The following is a 20,021-nucleotide window of genomic DNA, read 5'->3' on the forward strand; positions in this document are numbered from 1 at the left end:
TATTTATAGCTTTTCTGATAAGTATGATTTTTGTGTAATCATTTTTTTAGCAAATTTTATACTTAAGAAAAAAATTAATAAAATCGATAATAAGTAGGCTTTAAAACAAATCCAATCCGCAACATTCCTCTTTCCGTTTTAAAATCTATAAGACTTTCACTGTACCCTTGCCAATATTGAAGTGTAATGAGCTGATTTGCATTTTTGGTTATTCTGTAACTAATTGCCGTGTTTATACTTCCCTTAAAATCCCAGTCAGCCCCTTTTCGTACGGTTACATCAAAATACAATCTATCTTTATTTATTACCCATTGCAACTGCCCCTCTGCGTAACCAATATATTTTGGAAGTGAAGGATTGTTATCAATAAGAAAGGGTATCCATGCTTTTACACCAACCAATAATTTAGGAGAAAACACCCTGGTAAATCCAACTGAAACCGTATTTAAACTTCTTGAATAAATACTATCACGTCCGTTTGATTCGTGCTCTATTCCAAAGGTTAAAGCACCAAAGAATCGATCATTTTTAAATACAGGTTTAAGAAGCATTAATCCAGGATTATAATTACTCTCCTCGAAGGGGCTTGAGGCTTTATAAACTTTCCAAAATGATTTCTGAGTATAGGTAAGATAAGGATATGCACCTAAAATTGAGGCTTTATCCGACAAGCGTTGTTTGAAACTGAATTGAAACTTAGCATCCATAGTGTTCCTTGAAGGATTCTCTCCCAGATGGACACCCGTAACAAAATAATTATCCTTATAAATTGAAAAAGCAGGAAGACGTGTGATGATTTTATCTATAGAATCTCTGTCAACAGGAAATTGTGCGTGTCCAAAAACAGATACAAATAGTACTACCAAAAAAGAATTAATTTTCATGCAACAGAGGATTCATTTATTAGGGCAAATGTATTCCATCAAAATGTGCATTACTAGGTCAGTTTATCGCCTTTATTGGTCTGTTTTGGCTTTACACTGCTAAATTTTAGTGGGACTAAATACTTTCAAATGTATCTTCATAATTAGTTTTTTGGATAAACTAATCTATACCAGTAGTTTTAAATTAATTCATGGACTGCCTGTATTCAATCGGAGTCATATTTGTTTTTCTTTTAAAAAACTTATTTAAAGATTGCGGAAATTCAAAACCTAGCTCAAAAGCTATTTCTGCTACAGTTAAGTTTGTAGTTGTCAGCAGCGTCTTAACCTTATCGATAGCTTTATCCTGTATATGCTGACTGGTACTTCTTCCTGTAAAGACTCGAAGCATATCACTTAAATAGTTAGGTGATACATTTAACTTTTCGGCAATATACTGAACAGAAGGAAGCCCATTATCTGCCAAAGATTTACTTTCGAAATAATTATTAAGTTCAAATTCAAGCTTTGTCAAAATACCATTACTTATCGTTTTTCTAGTTATAAACTGACGATTATAAAACCTGTTACAATAATTAAGCAATAACTCAATATGAGATACTACAAGATCTTGAGTATAAAGGTCAATCATTGCTGAGATTTCCATATCAATATTTTTAAACATTGAAATCACAAGTGATTCTTCATCATCTGATAAATGTAAAGCCTCGTTTGTAGCATAAGAAAAGAAACCATATTCTTTTATTCTGGTCGCAAGTTGATAATTTGCAAAAAAATCAGCATGAACCACAAGCAAGTAGCCTTCTACTTTAGAAGGTGAGTTCTTATCAATAGTTATAACTTGTCCTGGGCCAATACAGGTCATTACTCCGGCATCAAAATCATAATATTGCTGTCCGTAACGTATTTTTCCTTCGAAGTTTTTTTTGAATCCAATAACATAAAAGTTATAAGAATAGGAAAGGGACTTTTCAATCTCCAAATAATCTGATTCAAGTTCGTCAAGAGAAATAATACTAACCAATGGATTCTTTGGACCTTTGATTTTAAGATAGTTGTGAAGTGAAGAAATTGTAGTAAATTGTTCTGGTATAACAGCTTTATTTTTCATAGAATTATCTGTCTTATAGAATAAATTGCAAGTTAAGAAAGATTTACTGGAAAGACTTAAAAACAAGTATTTCCAGTATTTAAGAATCAATTAATAAACAATTTAATCAATCATTTGCATGCCTGCATCGTCATATCGATTTCCAGTAGAAGTACCTAAAGGAATAATACTTTCCAGTTTATCTAAATCACTTTGTGTTAATTCAATAGTTGTGGCCGCAATATTTTCTTCAACATATTTAATTTTCTTGGTACCCGGAATAGGAACTGCACCTTTAGCAATAGTCCATGCCAGTGCCAATTGTGAACTCGTTATATTTTTTTCAACAGCTAACTGTTCAATTTTTTCCAACAGTTCGATATTCTTTTGAAATTGTAGCCCCTTGTATTTTGGCGAAGTTCTTCTAAAATCATTCCCAGGAAAATCTTCCGTTTTTTTAAATTGTCCTGATAAAAAGCCTCTGCCCAAAGGCGAATAAGCAACTAAACCAATTCCCAATTCAAAAAGAGTATTATGAATTCCTGCCTCTTCTATGCTTCTTTCAAAAAGCGAATATTCTGATTGTACAGCCGTTAACGGATGTATTGCATTTGCTTTTTCTATCGTTGCTGAAGAAACTTCGGACAAGCCAATATATCTTACCTTTCCTTCTTTTACCAGTCCCGCCATTTCTTCCACCGTTTCTTCAATGGGAATGCTTTTGTCTAAACGATGCAAATAATACATATCGATATAATCTGTTTTTAAATTCTTTAAAGATCTTTCAATAGATTTTCTAACATATTGCTTTGTTCCATTTATCTTTCCCGTGAGCTGATTATTCTCCTCTATCTCATATCCAAATTTAGTGGCAATTATATAGCTGCCTCGATTGCCTTGAACCGCTTTCCCAACCAGTTGTTCGTTTATAAATGGACCGTACAAATCGGCAGTATCTAGAAAATTTCCTCCAAGTTCAAGTGAACGGTGTATAGTGGCTATTGAATCTCTTTCGTTTGCTTTACCGTACATATTACCACCAAACATATCGGTCATCCCCATACACCCTAATCCTACAGCGGGAATTACCAGTCCCTGACTTCCGAGCTTTATTTTTTTAATTTCTGACATATTATAATTTTTAAAATTTGACATTAATTATTTATAGCAAAGTTCTACTAATGTATCATCAAAAATGTATCCCAATCCCTGAATAATGTATCCCGAAAATTGCTGTTTTAATTAAATAATTTGAAGTTCTGCTAGTGGAAGACCTAAAGTTAAAAATTACTTTCTATTTTATATTCCAAATTTATTTTTAAAGTTCAAACCCATTTTTAGATTTTATTCCATAATTAGAATCGTGATCTTTCAATGTTAACATTTCTCCCAGAAGTCCTATACTCAAAAAAATTAGCCCCATAGTGCCGAATAAAGCTCCTAATATTAATGCTGCAATATGCATCTGAAAAGAAGAACCATTCAGTTTTTCCAGCACTACATAACCTTCAACAAAACCTGCCAACACTATAAAAACAAGGCAATTGATCCAAAAAACTGAAGGGGATTATTGGCATAATATGATAAATATCGAACACCTATTAAATCCAGAAGTCCTCTTAAAAATCGAGCACCGCTGTACTTTGATTTTCCAAATTTTCTTGCCTGATGTAAAGTTGGGATTTCAACGACTTTAAATCCTGCCAAATGTGTAAATTCAGGAATAAATCTATATCTGTCACCATATAAACTTAAACTTAGTGCAACTTCGCGCTTCATGCATCGAAAACCTGAATTGGAATCATGTAGTTTTAAACCAAACAATAAATATTTGAAATAATTATAAATATATGATGGGATTTTCTTTAATGGCTCATTATTTATTCTATTCTGTTTCCATCCTATTGCCAAATCAAATCCGTTTAATATCGGATTTAACAATTTATTCATCTCCGAGGGAATATCTTGTAAATCCGCATCCAATGTAAAAAAAACATCTCCTTTAGCTGCTTTAAAACCCACAGTATATGCAGCAGATTTGCCGTTATTTCTATAAAATGAAATTACTTTAACTTTAGCATCATTCCTCGACAATTCGTCTAATATCAAATCAGAATTATCTCTCGATCCATCATTAATAAAAATAATTTCGTAATTCTCAGTCATCTTTCCAAGAGAATTTTTCAATTGATTATATAATTCAATCAATGACTCCGCCTCGTTCAGCAAAGGTATTATTACGCTAATGCATTCTTTATTCATCTATTTTATTTTACTAATTTTCTATTATTTATATTTAAAAAACCGGTTGATTCCTTAAAAATAATATTACATATAATAGTTAAAAGTTATATGGTTAAATATCAAACTATATATAAAAAAAACATCAACTGATATTTTTCTGCATTTTCTTTAAAACTTCAATAGCTTGTGCTATCTCTTTATCATCAAGGTTTGAGTGCAGCACAGTATAAAATTCATTCAGCAACGGCGAAATAAGCTGTTCTTGTTCTTTACCCACTGCAGTTAATGATATGCAAATTGTGAACTAAACGTCACAAAGCCAAATGGCGCCAATTGAAGCCAAATGGCGCCATTTTTTTTAAACCTTCCTTATTTTTATTCGTCTAAAGAGTCGGGCTCCTCAGCAGCCCTAGCCCCGATAGCAGTGAAATCCTTTTGTGCTGGGCTTCACCGCAAAAGATTGGAGCGAATAGCGGGAAGAGCTGCTAAAAATAGCTTCGGTGAAAGATGTAAAACTTAAAAGCCCAGCTTTCCATCCTGGCATGGTCACAATCACGCCCCTTATTTTCATTATTTCTCCAGCATCTCGATAACTTAAAGCAGACCCAAGCTTGAGATAGGCTGCCTGCAGAATAACAGCCTTTGGATAACAATGCCCTTTGGCATTCATTTTTCGGCGCGTTTAAAATTCTAAAGATAAAATTATTCCTAAATGCGACCGAACCTTGTTGCCCGACTGAAACAAAAAAATGCTTTATTCCCAATGCGGCAAAGCCGTTAATTATGTTAATAACAATATTTATATATTTCCAATCCCTATTTTTGCAAACAATATGATTGTGAATCAGGCTGCAAATGCGTGCGGCAATATTAATAATTTCTTTTATCCGATATGTTGTGTAGTGCTTCTATATGAAACAGATTAGGCTTAAAAACTGCAAATCTCATTAAATTATGATTAATTGTTTTTTAAAATTTTAAAATAAATATACATGAAATTATGGCTTTCACTTTTCTTTTCAGTTCTTCCATTTATTATGATTTCACAGCACAACTTTGTGCTAAATGGCTCCTGCTCCAAAATCGCCAATAAAAAAAACATTTATTTGACATATAGCGTCAACGGGAAGCGCATTAGCAAACCCTCAGAGATTTCTAACAATAAATTTGCATTTAATGGTGAAATTGATTTTCCCGTAAGAGCAATTATTAGCACTAACCCTAATTTTTATATGACAAAATTAAATTCAATGGTATTTTATTTGGAGCCGCGTACAATGGATATTAAACTCGATTTTGATGATTTGAGCACTATGACTATTAATAATTCTAAAACAAATGATGAATTTTATGCATTACAGAATGCAGCGGAAAGGAAAAAAAACACTAATAAAATTGACTCTATCAGAGAATTGAACAGACTTTATTCTGCTAAAATGATTGAAACAGGTGATGATTCTTTAAAAATTAAATTCCAAAAGAGTTTAGATTCCCTTGACCAGCAATTGGATCAATTGGCGGATCAAAGTGTAAAAAAAAATATGCAGTTGGATTTTGAATTTGTAAAAAAAAATCCCAATTCATTTGTAGCGCCTGACTTATTAGATCGCATATTGGCAGAAGAGGATGATCAAATTTCATACGATACAGTTAAAAATTTATACAATAAATTAGGGCCAGAAGTAAAAAAATCTTACGGCGGAAAAGAATTGGCTGAAAAATTAGATTATTTTAAAAATAGCAGAACGGGAAGCCTGGCCCCTGATTTTGAGGCAAATGATTTGAATGGCGATTTATTGCAAATCAGCTCGTTTAGGAATAACAAATATGTGCTTCTTGATTTTTGGGCAAGCTGGTGCGGCCCTTGCAGAGAAGATTTTCCTTTTCTAAAAGAAATGTACTCCAAATATGAAGACCAAGGCTTTGAAATTATAAGTGTATCCAGGGATGAAAAACTAGACTTATGGAGAGCCGCAATACAAAAAGAAAATATTGGAAAATGGAAACATTTTTCAACCAAAGAAAATAAAAGCGCAATTGAAGGCATCTATGCTGTCACAGCAATTCCAACAAAAATTTTAATCGATAAAAATGGCATTATCATCGGCAGATGGATGGGCAGCAGTGCAGAAAACACAGCAGCGCTTAAAAACATGATTGCTGAGATATTTCATTAAGATCATTTGATAAATCAAGCAGGTTTTTACCTCAATCCCTAGCGGGACATCCAAACCGAATTCACAAAGCCGATGAAACACAGAAACTGCATATAGCAAGCCAATATCTTCAAATCGGCCATAAATGATGTTGAAATTTGTCCTGTCACAAAGCCAAATGGCATCATTTTTTTATATCCCCTATCAATGCTCGATTCTGCTTTATTTTCTTTTTAAATTTTATAAAAAAGAAAAACTATAGAAAAACACTTATTCGTAGGATAAGTAATAAAAATTCAAAATTTATAATTAGATAACTTAACAGGATTCCAACACTAAGAATAAAGCTGAAAATGAGTTTCAGATTCTCCTAAATTGTATTTAACGGCTTATTAAAGGCTAATAGTGTAATCTCATTTAGAAAATGGCCGATCATTAATTAAATCAATTTCATGTATGCAATTATTAGCTTTTACTCAACTGAGGCTGCAAATCGATTTATTCCAGAAGCAAAAAATTGGTTTATTCCTCTAATCGCTTTCTTTATTAAATGCTCTCTTAATTTATCAATCATTTATTCTCTTTAATAAAAAGAATCGCCCAATCTAAAATTTCATCCTTTCCTTGCTGAATACCCAAAATTGTACGTTTTACTTTAATATCAGGAATAATTCCAATCCTTTGTGTTTCCTTCCCGTCAGGATAATAAACCCCTATTCCCGAAAAAGGGGCATCATAATCTTTAACAAAATCAATATGGCTTGTGTTACCGTCTGCACCTGCTGTCTGGCTTCCAATGACGGTGGCATCATCTGCTGTCTGAAAACACATCGTAGCCCATTCAGACTGGCTTATGGAATTTTCATTAACCAGTATGATTACCTTCCCTTTATAATTGTTCTTATTTTCTGTACCGCAAATATGCAGTTCTTTCTGCCAATAAAATTTACCAGGATAACTAAGGTCGGGAGCTGTGTATTTGGCAAAAGCTTTAGGGCTAGAGTTTAAAAAATTAGAAATTTCAAAATTTGCTCCCTTAGGATAGTTCCTGGAGTCTAAAATTATGGCCTGTGTATCCCTCAACTTGCTGATCATGTCAGGAACTTCAGACACCTTTAGTTTGCCCATGTTTACATATCCTATATTATCCTGCATTACATAATATTTCTCCTTTTTCGTTTTTTTAAATTCATTACTATGTGAAATATTATAATCAAAACATTCAATTCTTTTATTGCTTGTAATGTTGTTATGCGTAATCTCCAAATCCATAAAATCATTGTAATTGGACGAAATTTCAGAAGCAAGATTCATCAGATAAGCAGATTCATTAGAAGCGCTTATATAGTCCCTTTTATCACGAATAATCTGTGAAACCGTTTTATTATCCACTTTTGAGATAACATCTCCTATCTTAATATCAAAATGCTGCGCTAAGGTATCGCTTAAAATCTCGCTTACCACCATCTTTTGATCCAGAATAATGCATTTCACAGGGAGAAAATTTCTCATTTTTCCCATGTCTTTAGATAATTTGTAGTAAAAACCTGAATGCGTATCACTAATACGAACCACTAGTTTCAGCATGGCAATTTTAAAATCATCTTCATTTTTGACCTTCAAAAAATTAGGCAATACCTCCTCGAGGCTTTTATCCCACTTATAATCCATTAAATACTTATAAGGGTAGAAATACTCTATTAGATTCCAATACCTAAAAAGTGCCAAAAGACGTAAATCTGTTTTCTCCCATTTAAAATCAGAATAATTTTCATTCATTAAAAATACATTCCCCGCTTCCGTCTGACCTACATAAAATGGTACACCCTGATATCTATTGTTCTCTATAAACCTGAGCTTTTGAGAAAGCTCTTTTGAAAAAAAAACCTTTTGATCTATCCATGACAAATCAAAATTTCGCTCATAATAAACAATATCTTTTGAAGGAATACTATTTACCTGCCTCACCGCTCCCAATGAATCTACCCAGTCTTCCATAATTTTTGAGAAGTCAGTTGCAGTTTGTGCCTTTTCTATCTGAGGCAAAATTTGTACTAACTGCTCATCCCAGTTTCTGCTTCCGTCTGCAACATTGGGATGGTAGTATTTTAAAAACCCCCAAACCTTAGCAGTCAGTACTAATTTATTAACTTCACTTATGCTATTTTGAGAATATCCAATTTGTACCAGGAGAATACACAGGATGTGAACTATTTTTTTCATTAAACCGTTTTTGTAAATTTAATTTGATTTAAATATCCCTTAATCAATTTTTTAACAGTCAAATTTCTTAATTTTAGTTTTTTCATCGTCCAATTTTTAATAGTTCTATTAAATTTTAAAAGTTGCTCAAAATTTCCATATTTTTTTAACTGCGTGCACTTGGTTATTTCTATAAAAATTTGATTCAATCCTAACCAAAATTAATTTTATTTAACAAGATATTTTTACGGTTTTCCACATTGATTACTTAATTTTTTATCTTAAATGAAACAAAGAATAATAAAATCAAATAAAAGACTGTTTATAAGACTTAAAGAACATTCTCAATCTTGATATAAAGATAAATTCCGAATAAATTGTATAGCTGCAATCTGGTATACTATACTTGAAGTACTTACATTTTCTATATCTGAAATCTAAAGCTATTTTATTTTTTTCATGCTATCTAAGTTTTGTGGCAGAATCATGGCGCATTCTAAAATAGAAATGCAACCCCTTAGCAAAATTAAAACCTAAAAAACATGGTTCGATTATATTAAAATAAACTTCTGCTCAAACCAACCTACCATCCACTTAAAACTAACTAACTAACTAACTAACTAACTAACTAACTAACTAACTAACTAACTAACTAACTAACTAACTAACTAACTAACTAACTAACTAACTAACTAACTAACTAACTAACTAACTAACTAGTTTATTTTTATAAAATTTGTTGATCTCTGAAAATAGATTTGACATCTTACAGAAAGTTGCCAAATCTATTGTTTATTAATTCATTAATTAAATAAAAGGCCAAACCAATTATTTATTGCTTGCAACCAAGGCAGCAGTAATTTCGTATTCAATATTATCTAAACCGTCCTTATAATCAATCTTATAAACTTTAGAAGGGTTTGATTTGAAATCTAAAACATTGATTATAATAGGATTTTTGGTTATTTTATCACTATCTCTTACTCCATTACCATCATCGTCATACAAGAAAATCTCTATAGTTTCATCGAACCAAACGGATCTTCCGCAATTCCAGGTATAACCTTCTTTCATAGACATATAATCATATGTTGGATAGTAATACGGATTAGTGATATTATCAGCTCTGAATGTGAAGAAAATCTCATTTTCATCTCCAGTACCATCATTTTTTGGATGAATACATTTTATGGATTCTATAATAAGCAAATTGCTTCTCTCTGATTGATAGGTTTTTCTAAAGATCCCCCCTAAGTCCTGAGAACCAAACACAAAAATATAAATTTCTTGTTCGTTCACTCCATCTTCTTCACCAACACCTATTTCTGCTGTAACGCCTAATACCTTACTAGAACCTTTTGCTTCATAAACTACTTTTGTAGCAATCTCTACACCTAATCCCAAATCAACTTCTGTGGCAAGGGAGAAACCTCCTAAATCAGCAGGAGCATTAGACCAAAGCCCGAATTGCACTCCCACAAGAACTCCTTCATCTATTCCTTCGGTTAGTCCAACCGATATAAACTCGCACGAAGATACTCCTTTATTAATTCCTACCCCTATTGCTAAGCCTATCGTTACTGTAAAACCCAAAAACATCTCATCTTCAATATTAAGACCAATAGAAAAACTTCCTGCATCCAGCCCTGTTTTGTCTAATAATATTTTAAGCGCCTCAAACACTTTACTATCAAATATTGACTTTAGTTTTTGTTGAATCCCTGGCAGGTTAGATTCACTAATTAAAAGTTCCAACTCCTGACCATCAGTTGATACCAAATAAGCTTCCCAAGCCTTTGAAGCTTCTGCAAACACCTCTTTTTCAGTTGTAGACAATGTATTGCTTTGCCTAAACACTTGAGTTAAGGGCTCTTTTATTCTGTCGTAATTTTCTAAATAGGGAGCCAAATCGGCTATTAATTGTTCTTTCATTAGATAGTTTTTTAGATTGTTAAATGTTTTTTTTACCATAAGTGTATTCAATAGTGTAGCTTTGGCCATTAAGATTGCTTAGCGTAACGCTGCCCGATCCAGATCCAGGCCGAAAATCATAACTTTGCAAATAAGTGTCATTACCTGGTAATCTAGTTTCATCCTTATCCCACAAGGTCACAAGCACCTCAAAATAAAAATACAGTGTTAGTGGTTTTTTAATTCCATTAGCCCCCGTGACCATTGGCACCCAAGTATCTCCATTACTCATTGATTCTGATTCGTATCTATTCCTGGGCAGTCTAAAAGTAAGTCCTGCATCACTTTGGCATTTTAAGTAGACTTCATCATATCCAATTTCTGAATCAGAATTGCATATAATTTTGTCGATTGTAATAGAATGTTTTTTCATTTGTCAGTGTGTTTTAATTATTAATTAATATTGTCTAATTAGGTTTGTAATCAATCGATCATTAATCACAAATACCTTTACAAACTTCAAATAAAATCTCATCAATACTATTACTCAAAAAGTACTTTCTATTCCTCATTTTGACAAAAAAGGCGGTTGTTTCAACATGAAACAACCGCCTTTTTTTTAAAATAATTATTTATTTCGTTCCTTGTTTTGGACTTTTTATTCTCTCTAAAACTTTTCGCGCTAATTACCAGTTTTTATTAGTCAACACACTTATTACTTTAGATGCTTTATAATTTAATACTTTTCTATAAAAAACTAATCATTCTAATTTACAGAGAACAAAAGCCACTATATATTGCCTGAACTATAACCACCGCCACTCCGAAGCCGTTTTTCCAAACTTCTTTTGGAACACCTTCGAGAAATATGGCAGGCTCTCAAATCCTACTTCGTATGCAACTTGTGAAACCGTTTTATCACCTTTTTTGAGCATTTCAGAAGCTTTTTCTATACGATAATTACGTACAAACTCGGTACTGTTTTGATTGGTTATGGCTTTTAGCTTTCGACGAAGTTGTACCGTTGACAACTTCATTTCCTGGGCAAAAGCCTCAACATCAAACTCACTCTTGTCTAAATATTTATCGATAATTAATTTAGCTTTCTCTATAAATAAATCATCTAGCGATGGTTCTATTATTATAGCTGTTTCAAGTGCTTTTTCTGCTGTACTGGCAATAGTTTTGGCTGTATATTTCTCTCTCAATACTTGTCTTTGCTGAATCAAATTCACAACCCGTAAAATTAGTTCTTCTTTGTTAAAGGGCTTAGATAAATAGTCGTCAGCACCCTGTTTTAATCCTACTAATTTATCATCTATGGTGGCTTTTGCCGTAAGTAAAATTACAGGAATATGACTAATTCTTTCATCATTTTTAAGTTTAAAACAAAAACCTAATCCGTCCAATTTTGGCATCATCAAATCAGAAATTATAATATCTGGCACAAATTCAATCGCTTTTATCAATCCTTCCTCACCATCAGCTGCCATTATAAATTGGTATTGATTTTCAAAAATAGAAGCTATATAAAAACGCAAATCCGGATTATCCTCGATGATGAGCATAATATTCGCATTATTACTATTTTGGTTCTCTGAATCTGCTTTACTTTTTTCAAAAAAGTTTAACAGATTATTATTGGCTTTGCAATTATGGGCATAATTTGCTGGTGCCTCTAAATGTTCATAGGGCTAGTTTAGGGAAAAACGAGTGCCTTTATTCAATTGGCTTTCTGCCTTTATAGTCCCTTTTAATACATCTACCAGCTCCTTTACAAGTGCCAGACCAATGCCTGCTCCTTCATGCAAACGTTGGCTCGAATCATCAATCTGATAAAATCTATTAAAAATATAGGGCAATCTTTCCTGAGCTATTCCAATTCCTGAATCTTCTATGATTATCTCCAGACTACACTCTGTTTTATGTTTTCTTGCTGATCGAATTCCAGAAGCATCAAACAAAACTTGCACTGAAATTCTTCCATTTTTTGGTGTGAATTTAAAAGCATTTGACAGTACATTTACAATTATTTTTTCTAGTTTATCCAAATCAAAATAACCAAACTCCGTTTTTTTGTTTACAGATAAATTAAAAACAATACTTTTATCTTGTGCTAACAATTCGAAAGATTCTATTAGTTGTTGCAAAAATAAAACTACATCTGCTTTTTCTCTTTGAATTCCCATTTCTCCTGCTTCAAGTTTTGAGATTTCCAGTATTTGATTGATCAGGTTTTGCAATCTGCTCAAGTTACGCTGCATTACTTTGAGAATGCTTTCATCAGGGTATTTTTTTTGCAAATCATCAACAGGACTTATCAATAAGGTAAGCGGTGTGCGAAATTCGTGAGAAATATTAGTAAAAAATCTTGTTTTTAAGTCATCTAGTTCTTTAAGCTGCTTATTTTGCAAATGTTTTATTTGTAATTCTTTCTCCGAAAATACTTTTTTCTGTTCTGACTTTTTAATAATTCTACCTAAGAAAAATATAAAAACAATAATCTCATTGATAAAAATAGCATATGACAAACCATAAAAAGGAAAATAGTCTATCCATCCAGTAAGTGGAAAATACAATAGAGTGGTTCCAATTAATCCTAAAATGATTGGTATTGCATAATAAATGTCAATCAGCATTTTTTTGTACAGACAATAGATAATCAAAACAAGAAAAAAAATACAAGATAAAACGACATTATAAATTCCTCCTTTAAGCCAATACCATTGATAATCAAAAAAAGTCATAACATTGAGAAATGACGAAACAAAAATTGAAATTAAAATAAATCGTTTGATCGTACTCGATATTTTTTTGACATCAACAGCATACAATAGAAAAATGGCAACTCCAGTGGCAAAATTACTATAACAAAAAAAATTTATTTTTATCGCCAGTTCCGGATCGTTGGTGCATAAAGGGCCTGCTATATTAGTATAACCCCAATAAGCTAAAGTTTTAAAAATGACAATTACCGAATATAGCCTAAAATCCAGCTCTTTAATTACAAAAAAACTGAGAGTAAAAATTAAAAAAAGCCTAAAAATGATTAACCCATTTAACAAGCCTTGAGCAGTACAATTATCAATGCGAGAGAGGTAATAAGCCTGTTGAGAATAAAGCCTAACCATTGCAAAATGTCCTCGTTTGCTACTAACTTTTATAAAAACACTTTTGGATTGGTTAGGTTCCAATGTGATTGCGAATTTAGGGTATTCGTGTATCAATATTTTCTCTCTCTCAGAAGTAATGTTTTTTTGTGTCTTGTGAATATATTTTTTTTGAGAAGAATTAAAAATATAAAAATCAAGCTGTTCAACTAATGGGTTAGTCCATTGCAAAAATAATTCTTGTTTTTGTGCCGAATTGTTCTTAATTTTAAATTCTACCCAATAAACAGCATTAGAAAAAGGAAAACTAAGATATTCCTTTTGGTTTTTAATGAAAACCTGTTTTTGAACTTCACGTAAATTTAGATTGGCTGTTGAATCTTTAAAGACTGATACAAAATTAGTCAAATTATATGGGTATATTTGATCTTCTCTTAGGTTTATTATTTGTGCATGAATTTGGTTTGAAACTGCAGAAAATAATATGACAAAATAAATTCTATTAAAAAATGCAAACTTTATCATTTTTAATACTTTTTAGCCTTCAAGAACTTTATATTTAATCGATTGACAGTTTATTCAATTATATTTTTTCGTCAAAAATAATATTTTTTTTAAGTAAAATAGGATTAAATTTAATTAAAAACAATCTAATTCAAAAGCATAATCTACTTTACAGCTGCACATCTTCAAACTAATTTGGACTTTTGCTAAAAATGTTTATTCAATTATTTCATAGATAAATTATATTTCTAATTGGTTTTATTTTTAAAGATTGGGATTTCACAGGCATACTTTTTTGAGTCGTTTTTGCTCTTTCAAAATTGCTTCGCCACTTCCAATATTAGCATCTATCGGTTGGTGTTGCCTTCTATTTTGCCACAAGAAGTTAAGGAAGCAAATTATTTATAATCTTGCTTTCTTTTTTCTGACACTTCATGGCAAAATCACAGCATAAGGTATTTTTTAAATCAAAAATCCAGCAAAAAACAAGACAAGTTTACGTTCGAAACTGTATTAAATCTAAAACAGCATATTGTCATTTCACTTTTATTAATGCCGGAGGATCCATTTACCTTCTACTACTTCTTCCTTTGGCCAGTAGCAGCATTTATTATAACCTGTTTTAGTTTCGGATCATTTTTGGCGGCTTCAATTGCGGTAAGTATTTGTTTATACTTTGCCTCCGCTTCAGGCTCTTCACATGGTACTTAATTCATTAAAATCAAACTCTTCTCTACTAAGCTTCGAATGGCAGGGTGTACCTCTTCAAAATTAGAAAACATGTAAATTATTCAAAAAATAGCCAGATTGCTTTTATTCCTAAACTACTTATTAATTTGCTGTTCTACTGACGCCAAAATTTGTTTTTTTCTGACATAAGCTAGCATAAAAAACATTATAAAATAAAAAAACAGCCCAAAAGGCTGTTTTAATTTTTTTTGCAATCTTACTATAAACCTCTGATTTCCCGTAAATGTTTGGAAGGAGCAATTAACTACCAGCACATCTAACAGATCTCCTTATTTTTTCAAAATAAATTTCTGGGCTTTAAATGAATTGCGATCGGTGTTTTTAATTAAATAAACGCCATCTGCAAGATTTTCCAAGTGAATTGCATTTAAGATATCTGCATCTAGATTTACTGATTTTACAATTTTTCCAGAGCCGTCTATTATGGTGTAATTTCCACTGTATCTCGTGACGATATTTAAAATTCCCATGCTTGGAACAGGGTACATTTTAAAGTTGGATACTTTGAAATCGTCTAGTCCCAAAGTGCTTACAGCAATGCAGTCAGAAACAATTGTACAGCCAGCAACAGTAATTTCAACTTTATAATCTCCAACTACAGATGGTGAAAATGATTGGTTAGTTTCATTTGCCAGCAGTGTGTTAGGACACTTATACCATTGATAAATGGCTCCAGAATGATCTGATGTTAAAATTCCAGAATTTAATGCTACTGTTTTTAGAATTGCAGAAGAACTGCTAATAGTTAATGCTAAAGTCTTGGTGTCGCATCCTGAAGAATAGGTATAATTTCCAGAAGCTGTATAAGTAGCGCCATTTGCTGGCCAGGTATAGCTGTCGCAAGCAGTTTCAGTCTGTATGGAACTTGTAGAATTAGTGATCGTTAATGCTAAAGTTTTCGTGTCGCATCCTGAAGAATAGGTGTAATTTCCAGACGCGGTATAAGTAGTGCTATTTACTGGCCAAGTATAAGAATCACATCTGGAAATAATTTCAGTTGGAGATGAAGTCGAAGGAGTGATTGTTAAGTTTAGGGTTTTGGTATCACATCCAACCACTGCTGTGTATGCTCCAGAAGCTGTATAAGTTGTTCCATTCTCACTCCATGTGTAAGAATCACATGAAGTTATTGTTTCAGGTACAGAATTTGTAGAATTAGTGATTGTTAATGCTAAAGTCTTGGTGTCGCATCCTGAAGAATAGGTATAATTTCCAGAAGCTGTATAGGTAATGCCATTTGCTGGCCATGTATAGCTATCGCAAGCGGTTTCGGTTTGCGTAGAGCTTGTAGAATTAGTGATCGTTAATGCTAAAGTCTTGGTGTCGCATCCTGAAGAATAGGTATAATTTCCAGAAGCTGTATAGGTAGTGCCATTTACTGGCCATGTGTAAGAATCACATCTAGAAATAGTTTCAGTCGGAGATGAAGTTGAAGGAGTGATTGTTAAGTTTAAAGTTTTACTATCACACCCAACAACTGCAGTATATGTTCCAGTAGCTGTATAAGTTATTCCATTTGCACTCCAAGTGTAAGAATCACATGCATTTACCGTTACAGGTGCAGACGCTGTAGATGGAGTAATGGTCAAATTTAGAGTTTTGGTATCACATCCAACCACAGTTATATATGTTCCAGAAGCGGTATAAGTCGTTCCGTTTGCACTCCATATATAAGAATCGCATGCATTTGCTGTTACGGGCGGTGATGTGGTTGAAGGAGTACCTGTTACAGTTTTTACCAGCACTCTGTCGCTAGCACAATAAGCTGTTTCACAAGCAACACAATAAGTAGTATTATTTTCTGTAGGTGTTGCAGAAACTGAATTTCCTGTTGCAAAACTTGTTCCTCCAGTCATCGCGGTATACCAGGTAGCAGTTGTACCAAGCGGACAAGAAGCGTTTAAAGTAACAGCAGTGCTTCCTAAACAAGGAATATTTTGTGTATCTGCAGTAACTGTAGCACTTTCTGGTTTAATTGATGTTGTTGTAATATTAGAATTAACAGTTGCAAAATTAGCACCGCTAACGATTGCCTGATTTGTAACTGAACAGGTATTCTGTGGTAATGTGCCCGCCGCATTAATTGTCGCACTAAAAGTAATAACAGTGCTTTTTCCTGCAGTTAAAGTAAATGGCCCGGCAGTAAGCGTTTGATTAACAGCATTTGCTGCTACAGTTTTAGCAGATACTGAATTATTAATTGTATTACTATTCACAGATTCTGATACAGAAGAAGTTGTTTCTTCTTGTGTTGTTTCTTTTTGAATAGCCATTTTTGAAGCACTTGCATTATCAGGAATAGTGACAGTTCCTGAAATTATAGTTCCGGTACCACCTTCATCCACTCCTACTCCTGTTGGAGTATTAGGGTTGTTGCTATTCCAGAAGGCTGTTAGAGCAGCGCTTCTGTTTCCGCTTCCTGAAACATATACTGGACTACCTTGCAAAATTACCGAACAATTTGGTCCCTGAGAGAGCACATCAAAATTTCCTGCTGCCAATCCGCTTGCAGAGTTAACTATATTACCAGTAACCTTTGCAGCGCTAACCATTGTGCTAGAAGTATTATCAGCATAGGCAACTACTCCAATATGAGTATAAGCATTATTTATAACGCCAATATTATTATTAGTAATTGAAGCATCAATTCTTCCTGTACTTAATACAGCGTTATCATTTGCTTCAGAGAAAATACCATAATTAGCAGCATTAGTAATTACATTATTGGCTATTTCAGTAATATGTTTAGCATTTCCATAAGCAGCAACGCTAATGCCGTTACTAGAAGAAGTTGAGCCTCCTCCATCAATAATATTATTATTTATACGTCCTTTTATAGTCCCAGAGCCTTGATTTCCCACACTACATGCAAAAAGACCATTATAACTTGATTTTAAAGTATTATTTATAATATTATAATTTACAGTTGCTGCACCAATTGCTTGTAAAGATAAACCATTGCTTCCTGGACTTAATGTTGCAGCATTTATTGTATTAGCATCTGTAGATGCATTATTTCCTCCAATTTGAACAGTATTTATAGAAGATCCGCTAAAATTTAGTGCTAAACCAGTAGTTTTTGAGTTAGAAAAATCATTCTTTTTAAAAACTAATGTATTGCTTGTAGTTCCTTTAGCTTGAAAAATAAAATTACTGTCTCCGTTTGATTTATTAAAAGAGTTTTTAAATTGACAACCAGTTACTGTCAAATTAAGTGTAGGATTTTGAGAAAGCTGGCCGTTAAATCCAAAAAAGCCCCTTCCCCAAGAATCATTAACATTTGTGCTTGTTATTGAGCTTGTTCCTTTTAAATTTAATGCAAATATCCCTCCAACATTTACATTTCCTCCATTTGCACTTCCGCAGCCTGTAATTGTACTATTGGCTAATATGAAATTATTAACATCATTTAAATTTATTCCGACAGAGTTTGTAGTACCGGTGATAACAATATTATCTAAATTAACACCTCCAGAGATAGTTTTAAAATGCAGTGCACCATAAGAATTAGTGTTATCATCTTCAGGATCAATAATTACAGAAGTAGAATTATTTGCATTAGTAAAATTCATATTTTTAAGCGTAACATTAGCACACGATATAAACTCAACACCTCTTAACGATATATTTTGTATTGTCCCTCCAGATCCTGCAGTAGATCCTGTTCCTGTAACCAGAAAACTTCCTTGTGAACTATTTACAGAAATTCCTTTAGAAACACCACTAGCAGAAATACTGGTAAAAATGCAATCTAAAGCACCGCCGCTGGTAATATTAACGGCCTGTGCATTTGTTGTACTAATAGTCGTATTCCTTACTTTTAAAGCTCCTACATTCGAACCAGACAAAGTACCTGTTAGCGCAACAGCTTGAATATCATTATTTGCTTTTAAATTGACACCGGCAATAGTAGGATTTGTTCCGCCAGTAGAAGGTAAAGTATTACTATAAGTTGGCACAGTAAGACTTAATATAGAAGCCAGACTCGCAGTTGCCCCTTGTCCAATTACTTTTTGATTATCATTTAAAGTCAAAAGTCCGGTAACTGTACCTGTATAGATAAAAATAGGATATGCAGTGCTTCCAGTAATACTATTTAAAGTTTTATGCGGTGCAGCTAAAGTTCCGTTTCCTGCTGTTACCGCTGCGCTATTAACAAAGATTATAGGAGTGCTTACAGTAATATTTACAGTGGCAGTTGAAGTTTTCCCGCTGGCAGTGGCTAAAGTATAGGTAAAACTATCAGATCCAGAATATCCCGCATTTGGATTATAAGTAAAAGAACCATCTGCATTCAAAACAGTAGTTCCGTTTGTTGCTCCAGTCAAAAGAGTTGCTGTTAAAGCGGTTCCATCTGGGCTAGCATCATTTGTTAAAACCCCTCCGGCAGCATCCACATTAATTCCAACATTTCCAATACAGGAATAAGAATTATTATTTGCTATTGGTGTTGCTTTAAAAGAGTTTGCCACTAAGGTTAAATTAGAATCTAAAATATCCTGAAAATTTACTCCCAATGCATCATCGGCACCTGTATTAGCAATTGTTATAGTATAATCAAGTTGAGAACCTGGCTGGGCATTTCCACCTCCATTTATTGCTACAGCGTTTGTCACAGTAACCGTTGCTGCTACAGCAGAATTACTAGTTGTGCTTTCTTTAGTTTCAGCTTTTTTACTTTTATTTTCTTCTTTCTGATAAATAAAAGTTTTTTCAGCTTTTACCAAACTTTCGACTATAGGGGTAACAAAATTTTTCTTAATAATAGTATTGTATTTCATTCCGAAACTTAGAAATCCAACAAGTATTATTACAACTAAGAGTTTGTTATTTTTCATTTTTTTTCGCTTTAAATTAGCCTAATTAAGAAAATACTGCTTCATATTTCATTCCCACTTCATCAAACCCTAGTGGTGTAAGAAATAATTCTAAATTGCCTTCTTCAGGATGCACAATGGTAAAAATGCCTTGTTCGTAATATTCGTCTTTTTGTTGAGTTCGAAAAACAAGAGAAAATGGAGTTCTTTCTAACAGAGAATAGCTATTAAACTCATTAACTGAAATTAATTCAGCATTAAGCTGCATTTCTTCCGAAAATTTAATGATAAATACTTCGTTAAGTAGTGAATTAAAGTTATTTATAGAGAGTAAAGATATATCCATATAATTT

General features: G+C 32.8%; 13 protein-coding genes. 1 reads left to right on the forward strand and 12 read right to left on the reverse strand.

All coding sequences use genetic code 11. The features are described from left to right. Positions 1–74: 74 nt before the first annotated feature. The 5 genes from RB618_RS17490 to RB618_RS17510 all read right to left on the reverse strand — a co-directional run bounded on the left by RB618_RS17490 (position 75) and on the right by RB618_RS17510 (position 4,888). Positions 75–884, reverse strand: coding sequence for a phospholipase A (locus RB618_RS17490; protein ID WP_308069926.1), 810 nt, complete (start codon positions 882–884; stop codon positions 75–77). A 184-nt stretch (positions 885–1,068) separates the two neighbouring features. Continuing rightward, entirely contained in the window at positions 1,069–1,995 is a 927-nt protein-coding gene (locus RB618_RS17495; protein ID WP_308069927.1) for an AraC family transcriptional regulator, read from the reverse strand. Positions 1,996–2,097: 102 nt separating this feature from the next. Beyond that, on the reverse strand, positions 2,098–3,105 hold the full coding sequence (locus RB618_RS17500) for an aldo/keto reductase (RefSeq protein WP_308069928.1): 1,008 nt from the start codon (positions 3,103–3,105) through the stop codon (positions 2,098–2,100). A 396-nt stretch (positions 3,106–3,501) separates the two neighbouring features. Then, entirely contained in the window at positions 3,502–4,236 is a 735-nt protein-coding gene (locus RB618_RS17505; RefSeq protein WP_308069929.1) for a glycosyltransferase family 2 protein, read from the reverse strand. 391 nt (positions 4,237–4,627) lie between these two features. After that, entirely contained in the window at positions 4,628–4,888 is a 261-nt protein-coding gene (locus tag RB618_RS17510; RefSeq protein WP_308069930.1) for a hypothetical protein, read from the reverse strand. Between the two features lie 322 nt (positions 4,889–5,210). Between RB618_RS17510 and RB618_RS17515 the strand changes: the two genes are divergently transcribed. After that, a complete protein-coding gene (locus tag RB618_RS17515; protein WP_308069931.1) occupies positions 5,211–6,395 on the forward strand; it encodes a TlpA disulfide reductase family protein in 1,185 nt (394 codons plus the stop codon). A gap of 549 nt (positions 6,396–6,944) precedes the next feature. Here RB618_RS17515 and RB618_RS17520 read toward each other — a convergent pair. The 7 genes from RB618_RS17520 to RB618_RS17550 form a co-directional block, all read right to left on the reverse strand. Then, positions 6,945–8,597: a S41 family peptidase gene (locus tag RB618_RS17520; RefSeq protein ID WP_308069932.1), complete on the reverse strand. Its 1,653-nt coding sequence runs from the start codon at positions 8,595–8,597 to the stop codon at positions 6,945–6,947. Between the two features lie 807 nt (positions 8,598–9,404). Next, positions 9,405–10,559 (reverse strand): hypothetical protein, encoded by a 1,155-nt coding sequence (locus RB618_RS17525; RefSeq protein ID WP_308069933.1) that lies wholly within the window; start codon positions 10,557–10,559, stop codon positions 9,405–9,407. Further along, complete coding sequence (locus RB618_RS17530) at positions 10,528–10,920, reverse strand: hypothetical protein (protein WP_308069934.1); 393 nt, start codon at positions 10,918–10,920, stop codon at positions 10,528–10,530. The genes RB618_RS17525 and RB618_RS17530 overlap by 32 nt, the downstream gene beginning before the upstream one ends. 373 nt (positions 10,921–11,293) lie before the next feature. After that, positions 11,294–12,055 carry a response regulator gene (locus tag RB618_RS17535; RefSeq protein WP_308069935.1) on the reverse strand — a complete coding sequence of 254 codons (762 nt, stop codon included), beginning with the start codon at positions 12,053–12,055 and terminating at the stop codon, positions 11,294–11,296. 126 nt (positions 12,056–12,181) lie between these two features. Next, positions 12,182–14,122, reverse strand: a complete 1,941-nt coding sequence (locus tag RB618_RS17540) for an ATP-binding protein (protein WP_308069936.1) — start codon at positions 14,120–14,122, stop codon at positions 12,182–12,184. Between the two features lie 998 nt (positions 14,123–15,120). Further along, on the reverse strand, positions 15,121–19,689 hold the full coding sequence (locus RB618_RS17545) for an Ig-like domain-containing protein (protein WP_308069937.1): 4,569 nt from the start codon (positions 19,687–19,689) through the stop codon (positions 15,121–15,123). 25 nt (positions 19,690–19,714) lie between these two features. After that, positions 19,715–20,014, reverse strand: a complete 300-nt coding sequence (locus RB618_RS17550) for a hypothetical protein (RefSeq protein WP_308069938.1) — start codon at positions 20,012–20,014, stop codon at positions 19,715–19,717. Positions 20,015–20,021: the final 7 nt, after the last annotated feature.

Origin of the sequence: Flavobacterium sp. LHD-85 (genome assembly GCF_030929595.1) — a bacterium.
Taxonomy (GTDB): domain Bacteria; phylum Bacteroidota; class Bacteroidia; order Flavobacteriales; family Flavobacteriaceae; genus Flavobacterium.